Origin of the sequence: Streptomyces sp. NBC_01439 (assembly GCF_036227605.1) — a bacterium.
Taxonomy (GTDB): Bacteria; Actinomycetota; Actinomycetes; order Streptomycetales; family Streptomycetaceae; genus Streptomyces.
This window is the reverse complement of sequence record NZ_CP109487.1, coordinates 2,314,751-2,336,396: the sequence shown is the minus strand read 5'-3', so window position 1 is coordinate 2,336,396 and position 21,646 is coordinate 2,314,751. Positions and strand designations below refer to the sequence as shown.

At 70.5% G+C, this 21,646-nt stretch carries 11 protein-coding genes; 6 read left to right on the top strand and 5 right to left on the bottom strand.

Features of this window, described 5'->3' with window-relative positions; translation table 11 throughout:
- Window positions 1-531: 531 nt before the first annotated feature.
- Genes OG207_RS10210 through OG207_RS10195 form a run of 4 tightly spaced genes read right to left on the bottom strand, consistent with a single transcriptional unit; the run spans window position 532 to window position 5,466 of the window.
- A complete protein-coding gene (locus tag OG207_RS10210) occupies window positions 532-1,881 on the bottom strand; it encodes an AAA family ATPase (protein ID WP_329097866.1) in 1,350 nt (449 codons plus the stop codon).
- Window positions 1,878-3,389, bottom strand: a complete 1,512-nt coding sequence (locus tag OG207_RS10205; RefSeq protein WP_329097864.1) for a hypothetical protein — start codon at window positions 3,387-3,389, stop codon at window positions 1,878-1,880. Before OG207_RS10205 ends, OG207_RS10210 begins: the two co-directional genes overlap by 4 nt.
- Window positions 3,386-4,510, bottom strand: a complete 1,125-nt coding sequence (locus tag OG207_RS10200; RefSeq protein ID WP_329097862.1) for a hypothetical protein — start codon at window positions 4,508-4,510, stop codon at window positions 3,386-3,388. The genes OG207_RS10205 and OG207_RS10200 overlap by 4 nt, the downstream gene beginning before the upstream one ends.
- A gap of 53 nt (window positions 4,511-4,563) precedes the next feature.
- Window positions 4,564-5,466: a hypothetical protein gene (locus tag OG207_RS10195; RefSeq protein ID WP_329097861.1), complete on the bottom strand. Its 903-nt coding sequence runs from the start codon at window positions 5,464-5,466 to the stop codon at window positions 4,564-4,566.
- A 138-nt stretch (window positions 5,467-5,604) separates the two neighbouring features.
- On the opposite strand from OG207_RS10195, the gene OG207_RS10190 reads away from it, so the two are divergent.
- The 5 genes from OG207_RS10190 to OG207_RS10170 all read left to right on the top strand — a co-directional run bounded on the left by OG207_RS10190 (window position 5,605) and on the right by OG207_RS10170 (window position 19,350).
- Entirely contained in the window at window positions 5,605-7,230 is a 1,626-nt protein-coding gene (locus OG207_RS10190) for a PD-(D/E)XK nuclease family protein (RefSeq protein WP_329097859.1), read from the top strand.
- Window positions 7,227-8,435, top strand: a complete 1,209-nt coding sequence (locus OG207_RS10185) for a restriction endonuclease-related protein (protein ID WP_329097857.1) — start codon at window positions 7,227-7,229, stop codon at window positions 8,433-8,435. Before OG207_RS10190 ends, OG207_RS10185 begins: the two co-directional genes overlap by 4 nt.
- Window positions 8,428-11,877: a signal recognition particle gene (locus tag OG207_RS10180; RefSeq protein ID WP_329097855.1), complete on the top strand. Its 3,450-nt coding sequence runs from the start codon at window positions 8,428-8,430 to the stop codon at window positions 11,875-11,877. Before OG207_RS10185 ends, OG207_RS10180 begins: the two co-directional genes overlap by 8 nt.
- Window positions 11,878-11,939: 62 nt before the next feature.
- Window positions 11,940-14,819, top strand: a complete 2,880-nt coding sequence (locus OG207_RS10175) for a pPIWI_RE module domain-containing protein (RefSeq protein WP_329097853.1) — start codon at window positions 11,940-11,942, stop codon at window positions 14,817-14,819.
- Window positions 14,806-19,350: a sacsin N-terminal ATP-binding-like domain-containing protein gene (locus tag OG207_RS10170; protein ID WP_329097851.1), complete on the top strand. Its 4,545-nt coding sequence runs from the start codon at window positions 14,806-14,808 to the stop codon at window positions 19,348-19,350. The genes OG207_RS10175 and OG207_RS10170 overlap by 14 nt, the downstream gene beginning before the upstream one ends.
- A gap of 375 nt (window positions 19,351-19,725) precedes the next feature.
- Here OG207_RS10170 and OG207_RS10165 read toward each other — a convergent pair whose 3' ends face one another.
- On the bottom strand, window positions 19,726-20,529 hold the full coding sequence (locus OG207_RS10165) for a 3'(2'),5'-bisphosphate nucleotidase CysQ (protein ID WP_329097849.1): 804 nt from the start codon (window positions 20,527-20,529) through the stop codon (window positions 19,726-19,728).
- A gap of 140 nt (window positions 20,530-20,669) precedes the next feature.
- Between OG207_RS10165 and OG207_RS10160 the strand changes: the two genes are divergently transcribed.
- Window positions 20,670-21,575, top strand: a complete 906-nt coding sequence (locus OG207_RS10160; RefSeq protein WP_329097847.1) for a LysR family transcriptional regulator — start codon at window positions 20,670-20,672, stop codon at window positions 21,573-21,575.
- Window positions 21,576-21,646 lie beyond the last annotated feature (71 nt).

Sequence of the window (21,646 nt, the reverse complement as noted above, 5' to 3'; positions counted from 1 at the left end):
CGAGCAATTCGAGCCAATCGAGTCATCCCCTGCGATCCCGGGGCAACCCAGGCGAGCGCCCCCGCGAGCGCCCGTTTCGCGGCGGCGGCCCGTTGCGCGGATCGCGTCGGTACAGGTGGCCACCCCTCGTGAAGTCTGGACCGCCAGTGGTACGAGTGCTGGCATCAGCCGTCGAGAGTACGACGACTACATGAGCGGAGCGACACGGGCCAGCGGTCTCTCTCTGGAGGAACCGGTCAGCTTCGAGGTGCCCGTCCCGCTGGCTTCCCTTCGAGCCTCCGGCTCGTTCCATCCACCGCAGAGCTACAGGTACTTGACCGACGAAGACGTGCGAAAGCTGGCTGCGGCGACGCCATCCACGGGTGTTGCCCTTCACAGAGCTCTGGGTGACCTGGCGTCTGTCTGAGTCGGGATCCTGCCTGTGTGCCGGGGCTGGAAGGTTCCCGGCCGGGCGCCGGCCTCATTCGTCAGCCACTCGCTTACAGCCTATGGCTCCAGGTTCACAAACACTCGGCCAAGGGCTCCTATGCTTCACGGGCGTGGCAGGGCTTCGCTCTCCAAGTACTCCATGACCACCTGGTGTGCCCGCCAGCCGTCCGGGAACTTCGGCGGAACGTCGAGGTAGACGGGGCTGCTGCGGGGATGACGGTCCAGGAGATCCGTGATGCCGGCCCGCGCCACCACGATGCAGGCGAAGCGGTGGCGGGAGAGGAGGACGCATAGGCGGCCGGTCTCGAGGTGGAAGGCGGAGGCGTCCTGGCGGCCGGAGAGCGGATGCCAGACCAAGGTGACGTCGAACTCGCGCCCCTGGAGGCGGTTGGCGGTGTCCACCGTGATGCCCGTAAGGCCCCGCGCGTGCAGCCGCGTGCGAACCGAGTCAGCCTGGACGGTGCGGGCCGCACCGATGGCGATGCGAGACTCAGTGAGCGTTTCGCCGTTCACGAGAGCCCCGCGTGCCAGCAGTCGGGCCGCTGTGTCCGCGAGGGCGTCGGCGACCTCTGGGTCGTCATCGAGGGTGTGCTGGGCGGGGAGTTCCAGCAGGCCCCATCCGGACTCGGCCGCACGTGCCAGTACAGCATCTGGTGGAGTCACCCCGTGAGGAGCGGTGCTGTAGGTGAGCACGCGGTCTCCTGCCCGACTCCCGGAGACGAACGGGTAGAACGGGTAGAACGCCTTCTCCACCAGGGGAGCCGCCATTTCCGGCAGCCGCCAGGAGACGGGGAGTTTGAGCCGCAACAGGTCTGGGTTGTGTGCCAGGGTGACGTCGACGGCGTTGCGGAGCGGGTCCCAGGTCAGGCCGTGCCAGCGGTCGGTGTCGACGGTGGCGAAGGGGTCCAGCTGGCCGGGGTCGCCGACGAACAGGGCGCGCGATCCTTCGCCGCTGAACAAGGGCGCCGTCGCGAGCAGTGCGTCCGATCGCATTTGGTACGCCTCGTCGACGATGGCCCAGCGCCACGGAGGACACTTCTCCGGGGTCACGTACGACCACTTCTTGGCGGTCGAGACCACGACCGGTAGGTCGCGCAGGTCGCCTGCATCGTTGCTGCCGCGCACGCTGCCGTGCCGGCGCACGCGTTCGGGCAGGGCGAACCCGCTCGCGTGCAGGCGACCGATGGGGAGATCGGGATGCTCCCGGGCGATGTTGTCGACCAGGTCGTCAACTTGCTCGTTGGTCTGCGCGACGATCATGACCTGATGGCCGGCCGATGTCAGGTGGCCAGTGGCCCGCTTCACCAGCGTGGACTTTCCGGCGCCGGGCGGGGAGTCCACCACGATCCCCCGCCCGGCGCCGGAATCAAGGCCGGACAGCACTTCGGCGACCGCACGGTCGGCGAGCGCGGCGGGCGACACGTCGTGGCCGTCCTCCGGTGTGGCAGTCATTCCCAAACCTCTTCCGCGTCCTCGTCGGTGGGTTCGTACGGCTGCGGTGGGCCGCCGTGGGTCCAGGGAGTGTCCTCTTCGGCCGGGAGCGAAGACGGCATGGTCCTCGGGTCGATAGAGGTGAAAGTGACCGTCTCTCCCAGGTCGGCCAAGGTCCCTTCAGGCGCTGGGGGCTTGCGCTTGTTGTCGAAGCCGCCGTTCAACTGGATCAGGACAGTGGCTCCGGCTCCGTGGGTCATCACCTCAAGGATCTCGGCCTTCTGTCCGGGCCTGGCCGGGCACTTGACCGAGGTTCCGGCCGCCATGGACACCGGGAGCTCACAGTGCACGGTGACGGTCGGGCGCCACAGCGGAGATCCGGGCCGCTTCCCCGGGACGGTGCGCCCCTCGTCCCGAGCGGTGACGAGGCCCGTGAACGCATCTCCCGTCAGCTCGTACTCCGCCATCACCAACGGATCGTCGTACGCGCGCTCGGCGTCGTACCGTGCCTGGGCCTCCTCCATACGGGCGAGGCGACGGGCCGCTCCCACCGCGTGGTCGCGGCGGGCCTGGGGTCGGCCGTCGTCGTCCAAATAGGCGGCGTACTCACCGAACAGTTGTCGGTCGAACGCCCGTCGGCGGGCGACGTGCTCCCCCGCCGGGAGCTCTCTCAGCCGACTGATTCCCTGCCACATCAGCTGCCACGTCGGCAGCATCTGGGCCCGGAGTTCACGGTCGATGGTGCGGGCGGCGGCGTCCTGCCCCCGCTGCCCTGACGCGCTGTCGTACTTCGCGATCAGCTCGTCGAGCGTGCGATCGAAGACCGGGTCGGTTGCCGGGCCCGCGGGCGGCCACGTCGCGGGATCCTCGCGCTCCCGGGCGGTCTCGGCGCCGGTGCGTCCGACGGGCGGATCGATCCAGCCGAGCAGGGAAGCCAGGTGCGCGTCCTGAGCGGGGCTCTGCCCGGTGGCCCAGTGGGCGGAGAGCGACCGTGTCATGGCCTGGAGCAGGCCTGAGTCCGGGAACTCGGCCCGGTCGGCGAACCAGGTCAGCCACTTGCCGAGCAGGGGTACGGACGGGGAGACCGCATGTGGACCGTCCGTCGCGCGCAGTCGGGTCAGGCGGCCGAGCAGTCGGATGTACGAGATCCCCCCGGCGTTCGGGACGAGTAACTGGGGTGCGCGCAAGGGCCGCTCCCGCTCCTCCTTGTCCTTGCCGCGCCCGACCGTGTACGGCTCCTTCGGCGCCGCGCGGCACTCCTCTATGTAGGGCAGGAGGAGGTCCCCGAGGCTCTCGACGAAGTCGAATCGGTCAGTTTGGTCATGGGGGTGGCGGACCGTCAGGAGCGCCGGGTGTTCGGGATCCGTGCCGGCGAGTGCGGCCAGCGGGGCGCAGGCCTCGCCAGCGAGGGTGAGCGGGACGAGAACGAAGGGGACGTCGTCCAGGTGGACGTGTCGCACGGTCGTCAGCCGCTCGGCGTCTCCGGACTCGGAGGCCCGGAGGGCAGCCACCGTGGCGATGGCGTTCATGCGGTCGCACCCCCGCGCAGCCGGCGGAGCTGTTCGGCGGCCCGCAGCCTGTTGATGACCGCTTCCTCGGCGGGTCCGGGGGCGCTGGTGCCGTCGAGGCAGCGGAGGGCGGTCCGGGTGGAGTCGATGCCGGGCAGGCTGCTGCGCACCATTGTGCCAAGCCGCGCGGGGGAGGCGCAGACCGTGGCCTCGTCCCGGCAGTACCGGGACATCTCGCAGAACGAGAGGCAGTCGGGGGTGAAACTGGCCTCCAACTCGCGCAGCGTGGCGTCGATCTCGGCCTCCGGCCGTTCGGTGTCGAGGGTCGCGGAAAGCGAGAGGGTGTGCGCCAGATCGTCGGCCCTGCGCAGACGGGACAGCTGGAACCGTAGGGCATCGAGTTCCTGGCGGAGGTCGATCAGCTTTCCGTAGGGACGGTTGGAGAAGTCCTTCGGGCAGATGAGAAGGAACTCGTGGGCGATGACCGAGGGATCGAGGCCGAGTTCGGTCAAGGTCTGCCGCAGGGCGAGCACGGAAACCGCGGCCTGTTTCGTGGTCTGGGCGACCGCCGACGGGTTCGCCTGGCCGTCGATGGCAGCGAAGGAGCGGATCTCCACTACGTAGAACTGTCCGCCCGTACGGTGGCTTAGGGCCTGCGGTATGACGTGGGCGGTCTGGCCGGCGACTTCCAAGGTCAGCACGGGTCGGTCCAGGATCAGCCGCTCGTCGACTCCGGAGGCCAGTCGGGTCAGGAACCGCCGGGTCTCGCCCGCTCGCACGGCGAGCGAAGTCTGGCCGCCCACCTCGGACAGGTCCGCCACCGCGGCTTCCTCGACGGGGGCGTCGAGCTGCTCCCGGAGCAGACGGATGAGCTCTGCATATCCGCCCCACTTCACCAGGGCCTCAAAGCTCTGCTCGCGCCGAATCGCGAAGGGGGACCGGCCGAAACGCGGCTCATGACCCAGGCGTTGGGCAAGAAGGGCCTTGTCCACGCCCGCTGCGTCGAGTACGGCGCGGCGGGCGCACGCCGGGTTGGCCGTGAGGGCAGTGATCTTGCGTGCCGTGTACTCCTGTGGGGGACGCGGTCCACGGAGGACGGCGAGCCTTCCCGGGGAGGGGGCAGAGGGGTGCTGCGGAGGCATCTTCTCTTCTTACGCGGAATTCTGTGGCGGTACCGGAGGAATCCGGCAGTCGGTCAGGTGGTGAAGCCGGCCGAGCCGCGCAGGGCATCGTGCATGGGCGGGGCCCCGAAGAGCTGCTGCAGGTCGCCGAGTTGGCCACGCGCGCGGTCGGCGGCCGCGCGGCGCAGTGAATCGTCCGCCTCCTGGTGAACCGAGGCCTCCGTGTGCGCCGCGGAGATCACGCGCTCGGGGTCGATCTCTTCGTCGTCGTACGCGCCGGGGATGTTGAGCGCGAAACGGCGCAGCAGTTGGCGGGCAGCATCGGAGGCGGGATAGCCGGCGGCGTCGAGTCGCAGGACCTGCTCGGCAGTGCCGATGGCGTGGACCAGGAAGTCGGTGCGCGGACTCAGCGGACCGACTATGCGCCGTTCCAGGGGCCAGACGGACACGGCGAGGAGACCGCGGGCGGGGGTGAGCCGGTCGTGGGCGAGGGCGGCGCAGATGTAGTAGGGGCGCGCGTAGCCCTGTGCGCTGAAGGACCTCTCCTCGTCGCGGCGGAGCGAAGCGAGTTTCGTCGCGATCAGCGGTTCGGTGAAGAACGCCTCGTACACGGACGAGATCAGCTTCGGCGGCGCGGGAGCACCGAGCAGGGTGAGCGCTTGGTGTACCTGCTCGCGGACCGGGACGGCGCCGTGGGTGGGCTGCCTTCCGTGGGTCTGGGGCCGGAACCGGGATGCGGTCCCAGCGGTGGGGGTGGGTGCCGGGGTTCCACTGAGTGGTGGCGAGGGTGAAGAGACAGGTGGAGCTGCCACCTCCCCCTCCTCGGCGTCCAAGGCCTGCTCCCACGCGACTTCCGCCTCGCGGAGCTCGGTGCGGATGCGGGCGGTGGCCACGTTGTCGCGGGCCCGTCTGGCCTCTCGCAGGAGGGCGCGAAGGCGCGACAGGCGTTCCTCGAGATCCTCCAGCGATGCCGTCATGGGCGCACTCTACCGCCGATTCCTTTCATTTCCAAACTCCTCCAAGGAGTTCCAAAGTTGTGCGCTACGCTCGGCGACACGGCCTCGGGGTTAGCGACGGCCGGTGGATCTCCGTGCTTCGACCGGGAGGGGAAAGCCGTGACCGACGACGCGCCGTGGCGTGCGCCGCAATGGATGACGGGGAACGAGGGGCCGGTCAGGATCGGGCCGGGCACCGGAGGGGGAACGGACGAGGCGCACGGCTGCCCGTCCCGCGACGCGGCGAAGGCCCGGCCGGGCCTTCGGGCAAGGGTGCCGTCGCAGCTTCCGCGGGAGGAGCACGAGACCTTCACGCTGGGTCCTGTGTGTGCGGTGCTGGACCGGATCGAGTTCAGCGGCTCCACGGTGGAGGAGGCGCTCGACGCGCTGTGCGGCCACCAGCCCGCCCTGCACGAGGGGCACCGGATCTACGTGGAGCACGCGGTGCGGCAGTACACGAGCCGGGGTCCGGACCCCTTCGTGCCCGTCCGGCCGTACTGGGCGGTGCACAAGGACAACGGTCGGCGCTGGGAGCTCTACGCATGGTGGCGCCGTTACCAGTCGGCCGACGGCACCGTGCGCGAGTACCGGAGGCTCAGACACGGGGACGCACGCACGTCGAGCCGGGGCGAGATCGCGGTCGCCGCGTACACCGCGGCGTTCGGGGCCGATGCGGCGTGGCCGCGTCGCTGGAACGAGGAGTTCGCGATTCAGGGACCTCCAGGGCGCGTCGCGAGAATCAGGATCATTGAGGTCGGCCTGGGTGACGGATCACGGACCGTTCAGTTCGACGGAACGGCGAAGGAGGCCAGGGCGTACTACGAGGCCCACGGTGACGCCCACGTGAGGAGCGTGGTCAGGGGCGGCCCAGAGCGCCCCGGGTCCGCCTGCTTCGATTGCAAGCAGTTCACCGGGTGCGGCGCCGTGCCCCGCTCCCCGGGGGTATTGGCCCTGCCCTCAAGTAGGTTGCCGCTTCGCAAGGTGTCCATCAGCGACCTCAGGTACCACGCCGCGTGCCCGGCGCAATCACTGCTGCGCTCCCTGCACCTGCCGAAGGCCGACGAGTACGGTGACGCGGCCAAGCTCGGTCAGGCCGTGCACGGCTGGATCGAGGCGCTGCACCGCCGCACGGGCCCGGTCCCCTGTACGCGCGACGACATGCCCCCGTACGGGGAGAACTGGACCACCGGCCGGTGGAGGGTGCCGGACGAGGAGGCGGAGACGGGGCGCGGCATGCTCCTGCAGCACGTGGACTCGTGCCCCTTCCAGGTTCCGGAGGCCATCGAGCGGGTCGAGTGCGAACCGACCCGGGTGTTCCACGACACGGCGGCCCAGGCCCTGGTAGTGGTCAAGCCCGACCTGCTCTACCAGGAGGACGGTTCCTGGATCTGGCGCGAACTGAAGACGACCCGCACCCCGCACCGCATCGGCAAGGACCTCCTTGACGTGTATCCGCAGCTCGCTCTCGCCGTTGTCCTGCTCGCCCGGGCGGAACTGGGCGGCGACCCCTCCGGATCGAGGGTGGAGTTGGAAGTCCTGCGTCCCGACGGATCCGATCCCCACGTGATCGACCTGATGGACGCGGAGCGCCTGGCCAAGGCGGAAGCCGTCCTCCGTCGGTACGCCGGCCCCTGGCGCTCGGACCGCGCGTGGGAGGCGAAGCCCGGCGGGCACTGTCGCCAATGTCCGGTATCGCGATGGTGCCCGAGCGCTCAGACCCCGGCCGACACGGCGGAAGCGGCATGAGCACACAGACCACACGGAGTGCCGAGGTCATCCGATCCGCCCCATCGCCCCGACCCGTCGTGGGATCGGACGAATCCCTGCTCCGGGAGGTCGCCAGTGCCTTGGTCCGTCTCTCCCGGCAGCGCGGCGTGTCCCACCCCGTCTATCCGGCCAAGGTTCAGAACGCGTACAACCGTCTGGTCCTGCACTGCCTGCGGAGCGAAGTCGAACCGCCCGGCAGCGTCCCCGGGATGGTGCGCTGGGCGTGCGAACGACCGTTGAGGCAATGGCCGCTGAAGCTGCCTCCCGAAGCGCGTGGGGCTGCCGGTACGCTCGTGGATCCCCAGACGAGGCTGCCGCACCAACTCTGCCTCGAATGGCAGGTCGACGCGGCGGACCCCGCCGCCGAGATCTTCGAGAACCAGCGCATGCTGGAGGCCCTCACCGTGTGCCGGGCCGCAGGCGCGCCTGAGGCATATACCGCCTTCCGGTCCCTGCTGATCTCTCGGCCCGTGCTCACCGGAGCGGAGCTCGCGCTGCTCGGTGGGGACCCGGAGTGCGGACTTCTGCTCCACCACGTCATCAGGCAGTGCTACGAACCCGTTCCCGTCACGTATCGGAGCGACGGCGGCGGCTACCGGCAGTGCGGCCGCTGCCGCTGCCTGATGGTGCCGCTGCCCGGTGGCGGTCACCGCTGTGAGCTGGACCGCTGCCGCCGTGACGCCACGGCCGCCACCGCGGTCCCCGTACGCTCCGACCGCAGCGGGCTGTACCAGCTCAGTCGCCCGCTGCGGATGTTCGTCACCAGCCCGGGCCTGGCCGAGAACGACATCGGGGTGGCCCTCAAAAGACGCTTCGGAATCGACTCCGAGATGTGGCCCCAGTTCGACGCGTACGACCTGCGCGTCCCGTTGCCCGGTGGCCGGTACTGGGCCGTGGACGTCAAGGACCGGGTCAACCCCGTCCTGCTCGCTCGCACGCTCACCCCGTTCCGGACCGAACCGCCCTTCGACCGTGCCTTCGTGGTCGTGCCCCGCTATCGGTTCCGCGAGAACGAGGCGTACGGACGACAGTTCCGCCGGAACCTCCCGGAGGGGCTCATGGGGTGCATCACCCTGCTCGACGACCGGACCTTCCTGCGTCTCGTGGCCGAGCAGATCACCGGGCGGGTCGCCGGCCGGACGGAAATCGCGTTCCCCCGCTCCGAAGGAGACCGCCATGCGTGATCGCAGCGGCTGGCACCGTCGTTGCTCGCCCCGCCAACTCACCGACGTATGGCCGGACGGTCTCGGTTCGTTCCGGGCCGCCGATCTCCTCGACGTTGAGCTGGGTCTGTACCTGCTGCAGAGCGTGGCGCCCACGCGCGCCGCGATCGACGTGTGGCCACTGCTCGGGGGATACCCCTACAGCGAGGCGTTCGGGGACGTGCGCTCCGACGAACAGCGGCTGCGCATTCTGCGCGCACGCCACCACCTGTGGGTCCTCAGACGCGGACACGCCTGGGCAGAGGCGCTGGAGGCGTACCTGCGCGTGCCGCAGCAGCTGCGCGGATACGACCTGGCGGGCGTCGATGCGGTGCCGCACCGACGCGTACCGGCCCGGGCGACGCGCCGCTTCGAGGTGTTCGAGGAACTGCTCACCTCCGGGCCCGAGTTCGCGACCCGCCGTCTCCCGCTCGCCGAGGCGGGCGAGCACACCTTCCGGGCCCAGGACCGGATCCACTCGGTCCAGATCACCGACGACCTGCTGCCCGGTGCCCTGCCCAGGTCGCACGCCCTGGACGCGCTGCCCGCCGGGCTCGGGGAACCCATCGACGTCACCTGGAGGGAACTCGAGACGGCCGCCGAAGCCATGGACGGGGCCGAGGAGGCCGCCGACGGTTCCCGAAACGGATGGTGCGATCGACTGAGCCGTGTCCGGCTTCTCGTTCGGGACGAGGCCCTCGGCCGCTTCGCCCGGGGCGAACGCTTGAGGATCGACCAGCTGCTCCACATGGTCGGCATGGTCGGTGCGGGCAAATCGACACTTCGCGACATCCTCACCTTCCACCTGGTCACCCACACGTCGCGCCGCGTCACGCTGGTGGTCGGCGACGTGGCCGAAGCCCTGGCCGTCGTGGAGCTGTTCAACCGGCTGGGGGTACCGGCCGCACCCGTCCTCGGCCACTCCACGCGAGAACGGAACATCGGACGGCTGCACCGCCGTGCCGCGGTGGCGGGCGCCGACACCATGTTGGGGCACGACCACTCCGGCTTCGCGTACCTGAGCAGCGCCTGCCCCGTGGACGTGCTGCGGGGCATGGAGGCACGCAGGCCCCTCGGCATCAGGGAAGCCCCGTGCCTCGGGCTGTACCCGGCCGTGGACCAGGAAGAGACCCCTGATGATCCGTTGTTGGAAGCGGAGAGTCCGGCAGTCCGGAGGCCGCGCACCAATCCCCAGAGGCGACTGTGCCCGTTGTGGAACCGCTGCCCGAGACACCGTGGCGCCCGGGACCTCGTCGACGCCCGCGTATGGGTCGCGACCCCCGCCGGGCTGGTCCACAGTGCTGTTCCCCAGCACCAGCACGATGAGCAGATCCGCTACTTGGAACTCGCCTGCCGACTCAGCGACCTCATCATCGTCGACGAAGCGGACCGCGTGCAGATGCAGCTCGACACGGTGTTCGCCCCGGCAAGCACCCTCGTCGGCACCTATCCGAACTCCTGGTTCGACGAGGTCGCCGTGCACAAGTTCCAGCAGATGGCCCGAGACGGCCGCCTCCAGCTGTCCGAGCGCGACGTCGACGACTGGACGAACGCCGTAAACACCGTGAGCGCCGCAACCGACCGGCTCTACTCCCTCCTGGTCAAGGACGGAGAGCTACGGCAATGGATCAGCGTGGACTACTTCAGCGCGTTCACCCTGCACAACCTGCTGATCGACAGCTGGTTCCCGGGCCGGAACGCGGGAGATCAGCCGCCGCCCGCAGCACGGCTGCTGGACGAGGCGTTGCTCCGTTTCCGGGACGACCCCCTGCACGAACACGAGATCACCGGCGACGACGACCAGGTGACCCCTCTGGTCAACACCTTCGTCCACCTGACCCTCGAACTGCTCCACGCCCCCCAGGGGGCCCGCACCCGCGAACGGCTCCGATCCGCCCTCACCTCCGTGGTGGGTCACGACTCCGGAGTCCTCGACCGGATCGACGTACAGGCCCGGCGCTTCGAGTTCACCTTGCTCCTCGCCGCGCTCCACAGCCGACTCGACTTCATGACCATCCTTTGGCCGCGGGTCGAGGCCGCACTCCACCTGGAGAACGCCTCGAACGTCCTCTCCCGCAGGCCTCCCAAGGACTACGAGGCGGTCATCCCCGAATCGCCGATGGGCAACGTCCTCGGCTTCCAGTTCCGTCTCACGGACCCGGAGCGTGACGGCGACCGCAGCGGTGAGCTGCGCTTCTTCCACTGCAACGGGGTGGGCCGCGAACTCCTCATGCGGATGGGCGACCTGTGCAGGGTGGACGGCCGACCCGCCCCCCACGTGCTGCTCATGTCCGCGACCAGCTGGGCCGGCACCTCCAGCCGGTACCACCTGCACGCCGAGGTGGGGGCCGTGCTCCGACCGCGCGACGAGGAAGTCGAGGCCGTCCTCGGCACCGAGTTCCGCAAGGAATTCCTCCACTGGCCGGGGAGCGAAGGGCCGCGGCCCTTGAGGCTGTCGGGCTGTCGTCCGCAGGAGCGGCCCCAGGCGCTCGTCGAGATGCTCCGGCAGCTCGCGGTCCCGGACCGCAGCCTGCCCGGCGCGTCGAGCATGCTCGACACCGAGCTGGACGAGATCCCCGACCAGGACCGACGGCGCATCCTGCTGCTCGTCGGCAGCTACGACGAAGCGCGGCGCGCGGCCGAGTACCTCAACGGCGTGCCCGAGTGGAACGGCCGGGTCGTGCAGCTGGTCTCGGACGACGCGGACGTCGATACCGCTTGGGCCCGGCTGCCGGAGGATCCCGCTGTGCGCACCCTGACCCGAGGTGATGTGCGTTCCTTCGCGAAGGTGGGCGGTGAGCTCCTGGTGGCGCCTCTGCTCGCGGTCGAACGAGGACACAACATCGTGCTGAGCACGGGCAAGGCGGCCATCGGCAGCGTCTACTTCCTGGCCCGCCCGCACCCCCGGCCCGACGACATCGCCCTCGCCATCCAGTCGATCAACGACTGGGCGGTACGCCAGCTCCGCGACACCGGGCGGGTCTTCACGCAGGCGACGCTCGCGGCGGCGACACCGCACCAGGCCGCCATCGGCTTCCGCAGTCGCGCCCGTCGCCAGTGGAACCGGTACCTGACCCGCCGACTGGCCTGGTCCAGCCTTCGGGACGAGGAAAAGGTCGCCTTCACATGGGACCAGCTGGTCGTGATGTGGCAGGTGATCGGCCGTCTCGTACGCGGTGGAGTACCCGCCAGGGTGGCCTTCGTGGACGCTGCCTTCTCACCCCGCGAGGCAGGATTCGAGGCCGTCGACACACCGGACACCAGTCTGTTGGCGAGCATGCGCGCCGTACTGGCCCCCTACTTCGACGAGTCCGACGTCGTGGTTCACGGCGCCGAGGCCCCGCCGGAACCCACCCCGATCGACAAGTCGCTCGTCCGTGAACTCTACGAGCCGCTCTATCGAGCCCTGGTCGGCATGGGCTGAGGCCGCTCTGCCCGCCCCCTTCCCGCTCTCGTACCTCCCTCCGATCTGAGGAGACCCACAGCATGGCGTACCAGCACGTCCGGACCGCCTCGTATGTGCCCGATCCGGCACAGGGGCCGTTCACCGTCCTACGGCATACCCTCTCGCTGCCCGCCCACTGGGAGGAGCCGCTCGGCCGACTGCGTGACCACGGCCGGCCGGAGGGCCGATGGTCCGGTCCGCGTCGCATCCCCACCTGGGAGATCAACCAGCTGATCCGTGCCACCGCCCCGGACGTCGTCACCGTCGCCTCCAACGCCACCTTCGGAGCGGACACCCCCTGGCTCTACTGCGCCGAGCCGCTCCCCGCCGCGGTGGCCAACCTCTACGCCGCCACGTGGCTCAGGAGCCTCATCCGCGATCCCGAAGACCCGGCCGCACGGCGTCTGCTCATGGAGTGCTTCCGTGACTTGGACACCGGAACCCTGGCCTGGCGGGCAGACACCGTCGACTTGATCGAGCAGCAGCCGTCTCCCGGCGGCACCGCCGTGCCCGCCCGTTTGGCATACCGGCTACTCCCCGACGAACTGGCCGCACGCATCGCCCGTGAAGGTGCCTACGAGCACGGTGGCCAGCAGCTCACGTTCCACCAGGTCGCCGGCGCCAGTGGCGGCTACGACGCAGGGAACAGCAGCGCGGAACTGATGTCGTGGCCGCCGATCGAGTACCGGCCCGCGGGCAGGGGCGGCGAGCAGAAGCCGTCCTACTACGCGGCCACCATCCGCGTCGGCGTACGCACCGTTCCCTTCTCGCCGGTGCCACGGATCCATCTCAGCGCGGGGATCCGCCGGTTCGTCACCGGAAAGGTCTGGATGCCCGCCCGCAAGGGCGTTTCGGTCTACTTGCTGCCGGAGAACCCGCTCGTGCCGGACGGGCCGGTATCCCAGCGGCTGTCGGTAGCCATGCTGCAGTGGCGCAACGGCACCACGGACTGGCGGCAGGGCGGACCCGGCGGCATGCTCGCGGCGGTTGCAGCGCTCGACGGTCTCCCTTCGGTCGATCGGCTGGTGAAAGAGGCCGACCACTGGACGGGACACGGAAGGGACGGCATCGGACTGGCGGTTGGCCATCAGGCCGCCATGGGCAGGCACCCCATCGGAACCGGGCTCATGCCCAGCGAACGCCGCCGCCTCATCGAGTGGGCAGAGCGGGCGTTGGCCCCCGATTTCGTCCCCGCCCCGAAGCTCCGGCGGAGTCGGTACGGACGCCCGCCCGTCAGGCAGCTCACGAAGCGGCCCGCCATGCCCAAGAACGCCACGGCCGAAGAGCTCGCCGCCGTCCTGGAACGGACGGAACGGACGGCGGCGGAGAACGCACGGGTGCGCCGCGCGGCACTCGCCTCGACGCTGGACGGTGACGACCTCGTCGGCCTCCTGCTCCACCAGACCGATGACCAGCGGGACCGGCTCGCGGCAATCGCGGAGGGCGCACTCGGTCTCAAGGAATTCCGATGTGAACAGGGACCGGAGACATGGGTGTGGGAGGCCGGGGACCTCACCGTACGGCTCCACGCCCACCCGCTCGGTGAGCTGGGATCCCCTCTCGGTACGGAGGGCCCGGCACCGCGCGCGGGACAGGAGCACGACCGAGCCATCCGCGAGCGGCGCGGACGGGTGGCCGAGACGATGGTCCGCCTCCGGGCGCGGGTGTCCGGGGCGCGGATCGCCCTCGTCGAGTTGGAAGGAAGCGAAGCGTTCCAGGGCCCCGCGAGGCGCACCGACCCCAAGCACGCGATCAGGCTCGGGTGCGCGGACGCCGGCCTGGTCACCCAGTTCATCCGGCCCCTGGACACCACCATGGACAAGGCCGACGCCGAGAAGGACGCCGTCCTGCGGGCCGAAGCGGCCTGGGCGGACGGGCTCCGCCAGACCGGGATGCGCCTCGTGCCCCGGCACACGCTCGGCGACCGCATTCCTCCCGGACTGAACCAGGTCGCCTTCCACCTGGTGGAGCGCCGGGTCGACGGCCCCACGGGCAAGGCACAGTTCACACCGATCGCGGTGCTGCTCCGCCCGGACGCACCGTGCGTCCTGGGGCGCACCGCGGACGCATCGGAGTGGATGCCCTACCCGGACCTGCTGCGGACCCTGACCGGACGAGTGCGCGGGAGCGACCTGAGGACCTCGGCACAACAGTCGGCCGTCACCGCGGCCTTCATCAGGAGGACCCTGGCGAGCCTGCGCGGTAAGCCGACCCTGCTCCTTGCCCACGCACAGGACGTGCGCAAGCGCTGGTCGTGGCTCACCAACGGCGGGCTGGAGGCCGACCGGATCGGGCTAGACGGCGGTCCTGCGCAACGGATCGGTCTTTACGGCAAGCACCTCAGGGTCGTCAGGGTCGCCGACAGCGGCCGTGATGAGACGCCACAGTGGTGGGCGGAGAGGGAGGAGCGCGAGGCCGATCTCGCCGGGCAACAGCGGGGCGGCTTCGGCATGGGACTGTGGGTGCCCCACGAGCCCGGAGCTCCCGGCCGTGTCTTCTACAGCACTGCGGACAAGGCGAGCACGCAGACGAAGCTGACGAACGACGACGCGAAGCTGACCCCTCACGTCAACCCCGTCGGCCGGAGCGCCCACCGGCCGACGGCGAACGCGTGGAACCCGGAACTCCTGGAACTCACCCCGGCCTGCCTCCAGCCCGGCGACGACCCCGAGGCATGGGCCGCGTTCGTCCACCAGCAGCGCATCTGCAAGGACGACTACCGGGACGTGCTCGGCTTGCCGCTCGCCCTCCACCTGGCGCGGCTCGCGGACGAGTACGCGCTGCCGCACGACGAGGAGGAGACGGTGGACCCGACGGCGGGACCGGTCGCGGGGCCCGTCGTCCGCAACGGCTCCGGCCAGCTCACGTTCGACTTCGACACGGATGAGGACAGCGAGGACGAGGTACATGGCGACGCCTAGCACAGAGGCGGTGGAACGGGCCCGCCGGTTTGCCGAACGGCTCCTCGACCAGGAGGGAATGAGGGAGGCGGACGACGTACCGGAGCCGGAGGGGCGGGCAGCGACCGAGGCGGCGGTCGAGCACCTGGGGGCGCTGTTCGCGGCCCTGCCGGGGCTGGTGCGCCATGCGTTCGACCGTACCAGGGGCCACGCGGGCAATCTGTCGAGCGACCGGCTGCAGGGCCTGTCCGAGATCGTCCAGAACGCGGAGGACCTCGGCGCCACCGACGTACGCGTCCTCACTAGGGAGCGGGACCTACTGGTCGCCCACAACGGCGCCCCGGTACGGCTGCCCAACGTGGTGGCCCTAGCTCTGCCGTGGCTGTCCAGCAAGGCCGACCAAGCCGAGTCGACGGGGCGTTTCGGAATCGGACTGATGACCCTACAGTCCCTCTCGCCCCACTTGGAAGTGCACAACGGCCACTACAGGGTCCGCATCGGGGACCCGTACGTTTCCGTCGCCGAACCGCTCGCCGTGCCGGACTGGTTCGCCGACGAAGCCTGGACCGTGCTCCGCATTCCTCTGGAGCAGGACGTCCTCGCCGCGGAGACGGTGGACGAGTGGCTCGACTCCTGGTCGGCCGGCGCGCTGCTGTTCCTTGGTCGGGTGGCCGGTGTCACGCACCTCGACGCTCGGGGCGACGTCCGACGCCGGCTCGCCCTGACCCGGGAGCCCGGACCCGCATTCAAGACCGAGGCCGGTGGGCCGGTCGAAGTCGAGACCCATCTCGCGCGTGCCGACGCCGGCCCCCGGTGGCTGGTGTGCCGGACCACAGTTCCGAGCCCGACCGGAGTCGCCAGGGCCCACAAGGCCGCCGGACCCACCACCACGATCGCCGTCGCCCTGTCGCTCGGACACGGTGGTCCCGGCCGGATCCATGTCGGCCTGCCGGTCGAGGAGATCGGGCCGGCCCTCTGGGTGAGCGCCCAGTTCGACCCGCTCGCCAGTCGGCAGAAGCTCGACGAGACCCCGTGGAACACCGCGCTGGTTCCGCTGGTGGCCGATCTGTGGACGGCGGCCATTCTGTGGCAGTTCAGGCAGGACCCAGTCCATGCGTGGGGCGCTGTTCCGCTGCCCGGGGACGTCCGTGACGCCCAAGGCCCTGGCGCCGCATTGGAGCGCCGACTGCTCGACCAGGCCCGACTGCTCGTGTCCGCGAAGCTGCTGCTGGAGGTGCCGGGGAAGGGGCCGCTCCGTCTCGACTCCCTTGCCGTGGAGGACGAAGCACTCGAGGGCGTCGTGACGGAGGAGGAGGTCGCCCGCCTGGCCGACGTGCCGTCCACGCTGCCCCAGACGATGCGTGATCCGGACGGCCGGTGGCGGGAGGTGCTGTCGGACTGGGAGAACCACGGGGCCAGCGCGCCGGCCCGAGTCGACGTGTATGACGCGAGGGGCCTCTTGGGCGACGAGAGGCGGTCACCGCAGGTGACGGTGCAACTGGCCGCGCGAGTCATCGAAGCGGGCTGGAGCGTCTGCCTGCTGTCACACGAGTGGCTCGTGGACAACTCCGGCGCGCGGTACCGCCCGCGGGGCGCGGCCCCAGTGATGTTCTCCGCGGCCCCGCGCGGGCTCGCGGTCGAACTGGGGCTTGCCCGTGAGATTCATCCGGCGTTTCTGGCCGACACCGACGACGCGCGGGCTGTGCGGGAATGGCTCGGTGAGAAGGACGTGCTGCTCGGCGACGATGATCCGGCGGCGGTGATCCGGCGGATCGCGGACTTCGGGTCCGCAGGAGGCAGCACTGTCGGCCTGCCTCTGACGGACAGCCAACTCATGCTGCTGCGGGACGGCTTCGCACACGTGCCGGACAAGCGACGCGAGCCCTGGGGCAGAGGGGTCGGCCTGGCCGTACGGCTGGAGGGCCACCGCTACACGGTCGACGGGGAACGGGAGGACGTCAAGACCGCCCCCGCCCGGGCCTATCTCCCGTCCGGGCTGGACAGTGCCGAGCGCGACGAGAGCTTCGCCTTCGCGGCCCGCGCGGCTTCCGGGCCGGTATGGCTGAAGCCCCGTTACGCCAAAGTGCTGCAGGGCGGCAGCATCGGGGCGCTGAGGTTCCTCCGGTTGCTCGGCGCGGAGACCGCCCCACGGCCGCGTAGCCATCGTGGGCAGCGCGCGCGGTTCGAACGAGGTCCCGGAGGATTGCCCGCACGTCTCGCCTCGGGGCCGGAGGCCCGCACGAAAGCCCTGGACGCCCTCCTCGCGACCTACACCCTCGACGACTACGACTGCCCCGACCTGTACTCCGTCGCGACCGACATCGCAAAGGATGACGATCCCGCCCGCCGCCGGCGCAGGGCGGCCGCGCTCCTCCACGTACTCGGCCGCTCGTGGAGCCGCTTCTCCGAACGTGCCGAGGTCAGCGCGGCCTTCGACTACCACTCCTGGCAGCACCGAGGGCGAACCGCCGCTTTCTGGCTCTGGCAGCTGCGCGATGTGGCATGGCTGGACGATCGGAGCGGCACCCCTTCCAGCCCGTTCAGGCTCCGTACCCGCACCACGGGCACCGTGGCCGTCTACGGGGCCGGGGACGCGTACTTCCTGCACCCGGAGATCCAGGACCAGGCGCGCCGCCGTACCGAGGTGCTACGGGCGTTGGAGGTGGTCGGCGACGCCCGTACCTGGGACCTCGTCGAGTGCCTGCGGCGGCTCCGTCGTGAGGAGAAGGACGGGGCCGGCCCGAACGCCCCGGCCGCACTGATCGTCTACGAGGCGCTGGCCGAGCGCGTCGCCGGAAGGGCGGCTTCTGGCGTGTCGGGCGACATGCCGTTCAACGAGGTACTCCGTGCTTTCACGACGGGCGAGGGGCTGGTCCTCACGAATTCCGGCTGGCGACCCCCAGCCGAGTGCCTGATCGGTGAGCCGCTGTTCGGGGCGGCTCGGGCTTTCGCTCCCACGTTCCCCGGTGGCGAGGCGTTCTGGACGCGGCTCGGGGCGCGCCGTCCGACCGTTGACGACGCGGTGAAGGTGATCAGGGAGATGGCGCAGCAGGACAAGAGGGGGCGCCGGGACGTTCCGGAAGGAACCACCCAGTCGGTCGTCCTGGAGACGCTGAAGATGCTCTGCGACCCGGCCGCCGTCCGGCCGGAGGAGCTGACGGCAGGACGGCTGGGTGGGTTGCCCCTGGTCACCAGCAAGGGTTGGTTGAGCAAGAGGCCGGTGTACGCGGTCGAGGATCCCATGGTCGCCGAGGGGCTGGGCCGGGAGCACGCAGTGTGGCGGCCGGGAGCGGAACTGGAGCAGTTCGAACCGCTGGCGGGCGCCCTGCGCCTCACGTGGATCGGGGCGGAGCAACTCGACGTGCACGGCACGACCGCCGCGTCGCACGATCCGGACGCGACGGAACTGGTCCGTGCGGCCGTAACCCATCTGCGCGAGGACCTGCAGCGCAACGCTCCTGCGGTGGCCCGCAGCCTGGACTGTTCCTGGGAGGATCTCGCGGCACTCACGGTGAGCGTGACACCGGACCTGATTTGCCGGGTGGAGCTGCCCGGCACCTCGGCCGAAGTGGCGGTCGACGCCGCTGTCGATTGGGCCTTCGGCACCCTGCACGTCCGCGAACCGTCGGCGGTCAACAGGCCCTCCGCGGGCGGTGCCTCGATCGCCGCCCGGTTCCCGGGGCACCGCCGGGAGGCGGCCCTCGCCTGGACTGCCGCGTACGACCGGGCGGAGCAGGGCCGTACCGCCGTGGACCTCAGCCTCGCGGAGGACCGGGTGCGCCGTGATCGGGAAGCCGCCGCAGCCGAACGTGACCGTCGACTCAGGGGGATGCAGGACGAAGTGGACCGACGCGGCCGGACGAACGCGACCAGAAGGCGCCCGCCTGCGGGAGCCTCGCCGACGACCGACGACCGGCGACCCGTACCGCCCGTGATCGAGCCGGGCAGGTTCCCCTCGGTCCCGGCCGGGCAGCCCACCGCCGTGTTCCGCCGGCTGGTCGACCCCAGCACCCTCCGTCTCGCCGTGGACGGCGGGACCCTCACGCCACCGCGATCCGGGGCCGGGCCCGCGACCGGCACCGCCCCGAGGAGGGGCCTGTCCGGTTTGTCGCAGCCCCGGTCCGGCTCGGCCATCCCCCAGCAGCGCACCTCTGTGCGTCCCTACACGACCGTGGAGCAGGAGAAAGTGGCGCTGGACCTCGTGCGCTCGGCACTGGCGTTGGACGAGACCGAGCTGCGTGACCTGAGGGCCCAGCACGGCCTGGGCGCGGACGCGGTGGACGAGCTGGCCCGGTTCTACGAACTCAAGACGTACGGCGGTGCCGAGCCGGACACGATCCAGCTCACGCCCGCGGAGTTCCGGCGGGCGGTCGCGAGCGACGACTTCTTCCTCGTTGTCGTCTCCGGCCTGGAGGAGGGAACGGCGCCGGTCACCGTACGGATCATCCTGGAGCCGCTGAAGCACCTGCCCTACCGACTGAGCGGCAACGTACTGGTCTCCGGCATCCGGGGTGCGCAGAGTCTCGTCTATCCGTTCGAAAGTACGGAGTAGCCCCACCATGACAGCCGTCACAGTGATGACAGCGAATCGAGGCCGGGCTTCGGATCCGCCCCCTACGGTGGAGTTCGCAGTGCCGCAGGGATGGCGGAAGAGGGGAGTGGGGGAGTAGGTACGGTATGCGCAGGGTTCCGCAGGCGATGTTCCGGTTCGCCACGGGGGAGAAAGCCGATCAGAACGGAGCCGTGCTCGAGGCTTTCGGTGTGGCGGGCGAACACCTGGGGACCACGCTCGGGCTCGACGGCGGGCGTGAGCGGCTCCGTGCGGTGGGTTGGACCGCAGACCTCGAGGACGAGGAACGACCCGAGGTGCTGAAGCGGCTGGGGGGTGGAGACTCCTCGACGTGTGTGCGGGTGGGGTGGTGTTCGGTCAGCGGGAGAGGGTGGCGACGGCCTGGGCGTGGATGTCGGGTGCGGTGGCCAGGAAGCTGTGGCTCTGCGGGGTCCAGGGGCGGCCCTGGGCGTCGGAGATGCGTCCGCCGGCTTCGGTGACGAGGAGCGCGCCGGGCAGTAGGTCCGCGCGGGCGCCGGCGAACTGCCAGAAGGCGTCGATCCGGCCGGCGGCCACGTTCGTCAGGTGCAGGGTGGCGGGTACGGCGGTGCGGACGACGAGTGCGTCAAAGAGCATCGCGGTGATCGAGGAGCCGACGCGCCGGACGACGTTGTCGTCCTCGTCGGGTCGGGCCTGGCTGGTGGCCACGATGCCCAGGCCGAGGTCGGCGGTCTGGGAGACGTGCAGGGGCCGGCCGTCGAGGTGGGCTCCCGCGCCGGTGAGCGCGGTGTAGGTCTGGCCGGTCAGCGGCAGGTGGACCACGGTGAGTACCGGCTGGTTGTCGCGCACGAGGGTGGCGGTCACCGCCCACTCGGGCAGGGCGTGCAGGTGGTTGACGTTGCCCTCGGCCGGGTCCACGACCCACCACTCACCGGGCGGCAGCGCCCCGCCGTCCAGCTCGTCCTCCACCCAACTGGCGGCCGGGCGCAGGCTGGTGAGGCGGGGGCGCAGGATGTTGAGGGCCGTGTCGTCGTTGACGGTGAGCGCCCGCATCAACTCTTCGCGGGTCTGATAGCGGACCACCTCACCGAACCGCTCCCGCAGCGCCGAACCGGCGGCGCGCACGGCGGCCACGGTCTGATCGAGCAAGCCGGCGTCAGGGGTCTGAAGGGTTTCGGACATGGTGGTACTCCCGTCTGAGCAAGGGGTGTTGAAGAAGATCTCGGGCCGGGCCGTGCGTTCCGTCCTGCGCCGTGATGACGAAGCTATCCACCCCCTCCGTTAACATCAAATGCATGTCAAACACGGCTGGGATTACTCCCATGCAATTGGATTTGAATCTGCTCACCGCGCTCGACGCGCTGCTGGAGGAGGGCAGCGTGGCCGGGGCGGCCGCACGCCTGCACGTGACCGCCCCCGCGATGAGCCGGAGTCTGGGCCGGATCCGGCGCACGACCGGGGACCAGATCCTGGTGCGCACCGGCCGCACCATGACCCCGACGCCCTACGCCATCGCCGTCCGGGAACAGGTGCACGAACTGCTGGAGCAGGTCCGGGGCGTGCTGGCACCGAGCCGTGAACTCGATCCGGCAACGCTGGAACGCACCTTCACACTTCGCTGGCACGATTCCCTGGTCGCCCTCAGCGGCCCCGCGCTGCTCGCGGCCGTACGCGGACAGGCACCGGGCGTGCGGCTGCGCTTCGTCGCGGAATCGAGCACCGACACCCCTGAACTGCGACGCGGCGAGGTCGATCTGGAGGCGAACGCCAATCGCCCGAGCGCACCGGACATCCGCGCCGAGCACGTGGGTGAGACCCGCCTCGTCGCCGTCGTGAGGCAGGGGCACCCCCTTACTCGCGCCGGAACCGTCACCGCACAGCAGTACGCCGCCGCCGAACACGTCACCGTCTCGCGACGCGGAAACCTCAGCAATGCCCTCGACGACGCCCTCACCCGGCTCGGCCTCGCCCGCCGGGTGGTGGCGGCCGCCCCCACGGAAGCTGCGGCGCTGGAGTTCGCGCGCGGCACCGACCTCGTGATCAGCATCCCCGAAATCACCACGCGCACCGCGGTTGCCGAGCTCGGCCTGGTCGTGCTCCCCCTGCCTCTCGAACTCCCCTCGGCACCGGTGTACCTGTCATGGCACCAGCGTTACGACAGCGACCACGCCCACACCTGGCTGCGCGCACTGGCGCGAACCGCACTGGCCGCGTGCGGAGCGTCGTAGCCGACTCCGCCCGGCCGGCCACTACGTACGGCGCCGGCCGGCGCGCAGGTCTGCACGACGTAGCGGCGCGA

Coding starts and splice junctions, on each gene's coding strand:
- OG207_RS10165 (WP_329097849.1), bottom strand. CDS start 20,529: ATGTCCGAAACCCTTCAGACCCCTGACGCCGGCTTGCTCGATCAGACC.
- OG207_RS10185 (WP_329097857.1), top strand. CDS start 7,227: ATGAGCACACAGACCACACGGAGTGCCGAGGTCATCCGATCCGCCCCA.
- OG207_RS10160 (WP_329097847.1), top strand. CDS start 20,670: ATGCAATTGGATTTGAATCTGCTCACCGCGCTCGACGCGCTGCTGGAG.
- OG207_RS10170 (WP_329097851.1), top strand. CDS start 14,806: ATGGCGACGCCTAGCACAGAGGCGGTGGAACGGGCCCGCCGGTTTGCC.
- OG207_RS10180 (WP_329097855.1), top strand. CDS start 8,428: ATGCGTGATCGCAGCGGCTGGCACCGTCGTTGCTCGCCCCGCCAACTC.
- OG207_RS10195 (WP_329097861.1), bottom strand. CDS start 5,466: ATGACGGCATCGCTGGAGGATCTCGAGGAACGCCTGTCGCGCCTTCGC.
- OG207_RS10210 (WP_329097866.1), bottom strand. CDS start 1,881: ATGACTGCCACACCGGAGGACGGCCACGACGTGTCGCCCGCCGCGCTC.
- OG207_RS10205 (WP_329097864.1), bottom strand. CDS start 3,389: ATGAACGCCATCGCCACGGTGGCTGCCCTCCGGGCCTCCGAGTCCGGA.
- OG207_RS10175 (WP_329097853.1), top strand. CDS start 11,940: ATGGCGTACCAGCACGTCCGGACCGCCTCGTATGTGCCCGATCCGGCA.
- OG207_RS10200 (WP_329097862.1), bottom strand. CDS start 4,510: ATGCCTCCGCAGCACCCCTCTGCCCCCTCCCCGGGAAGGCTCGCCGTC.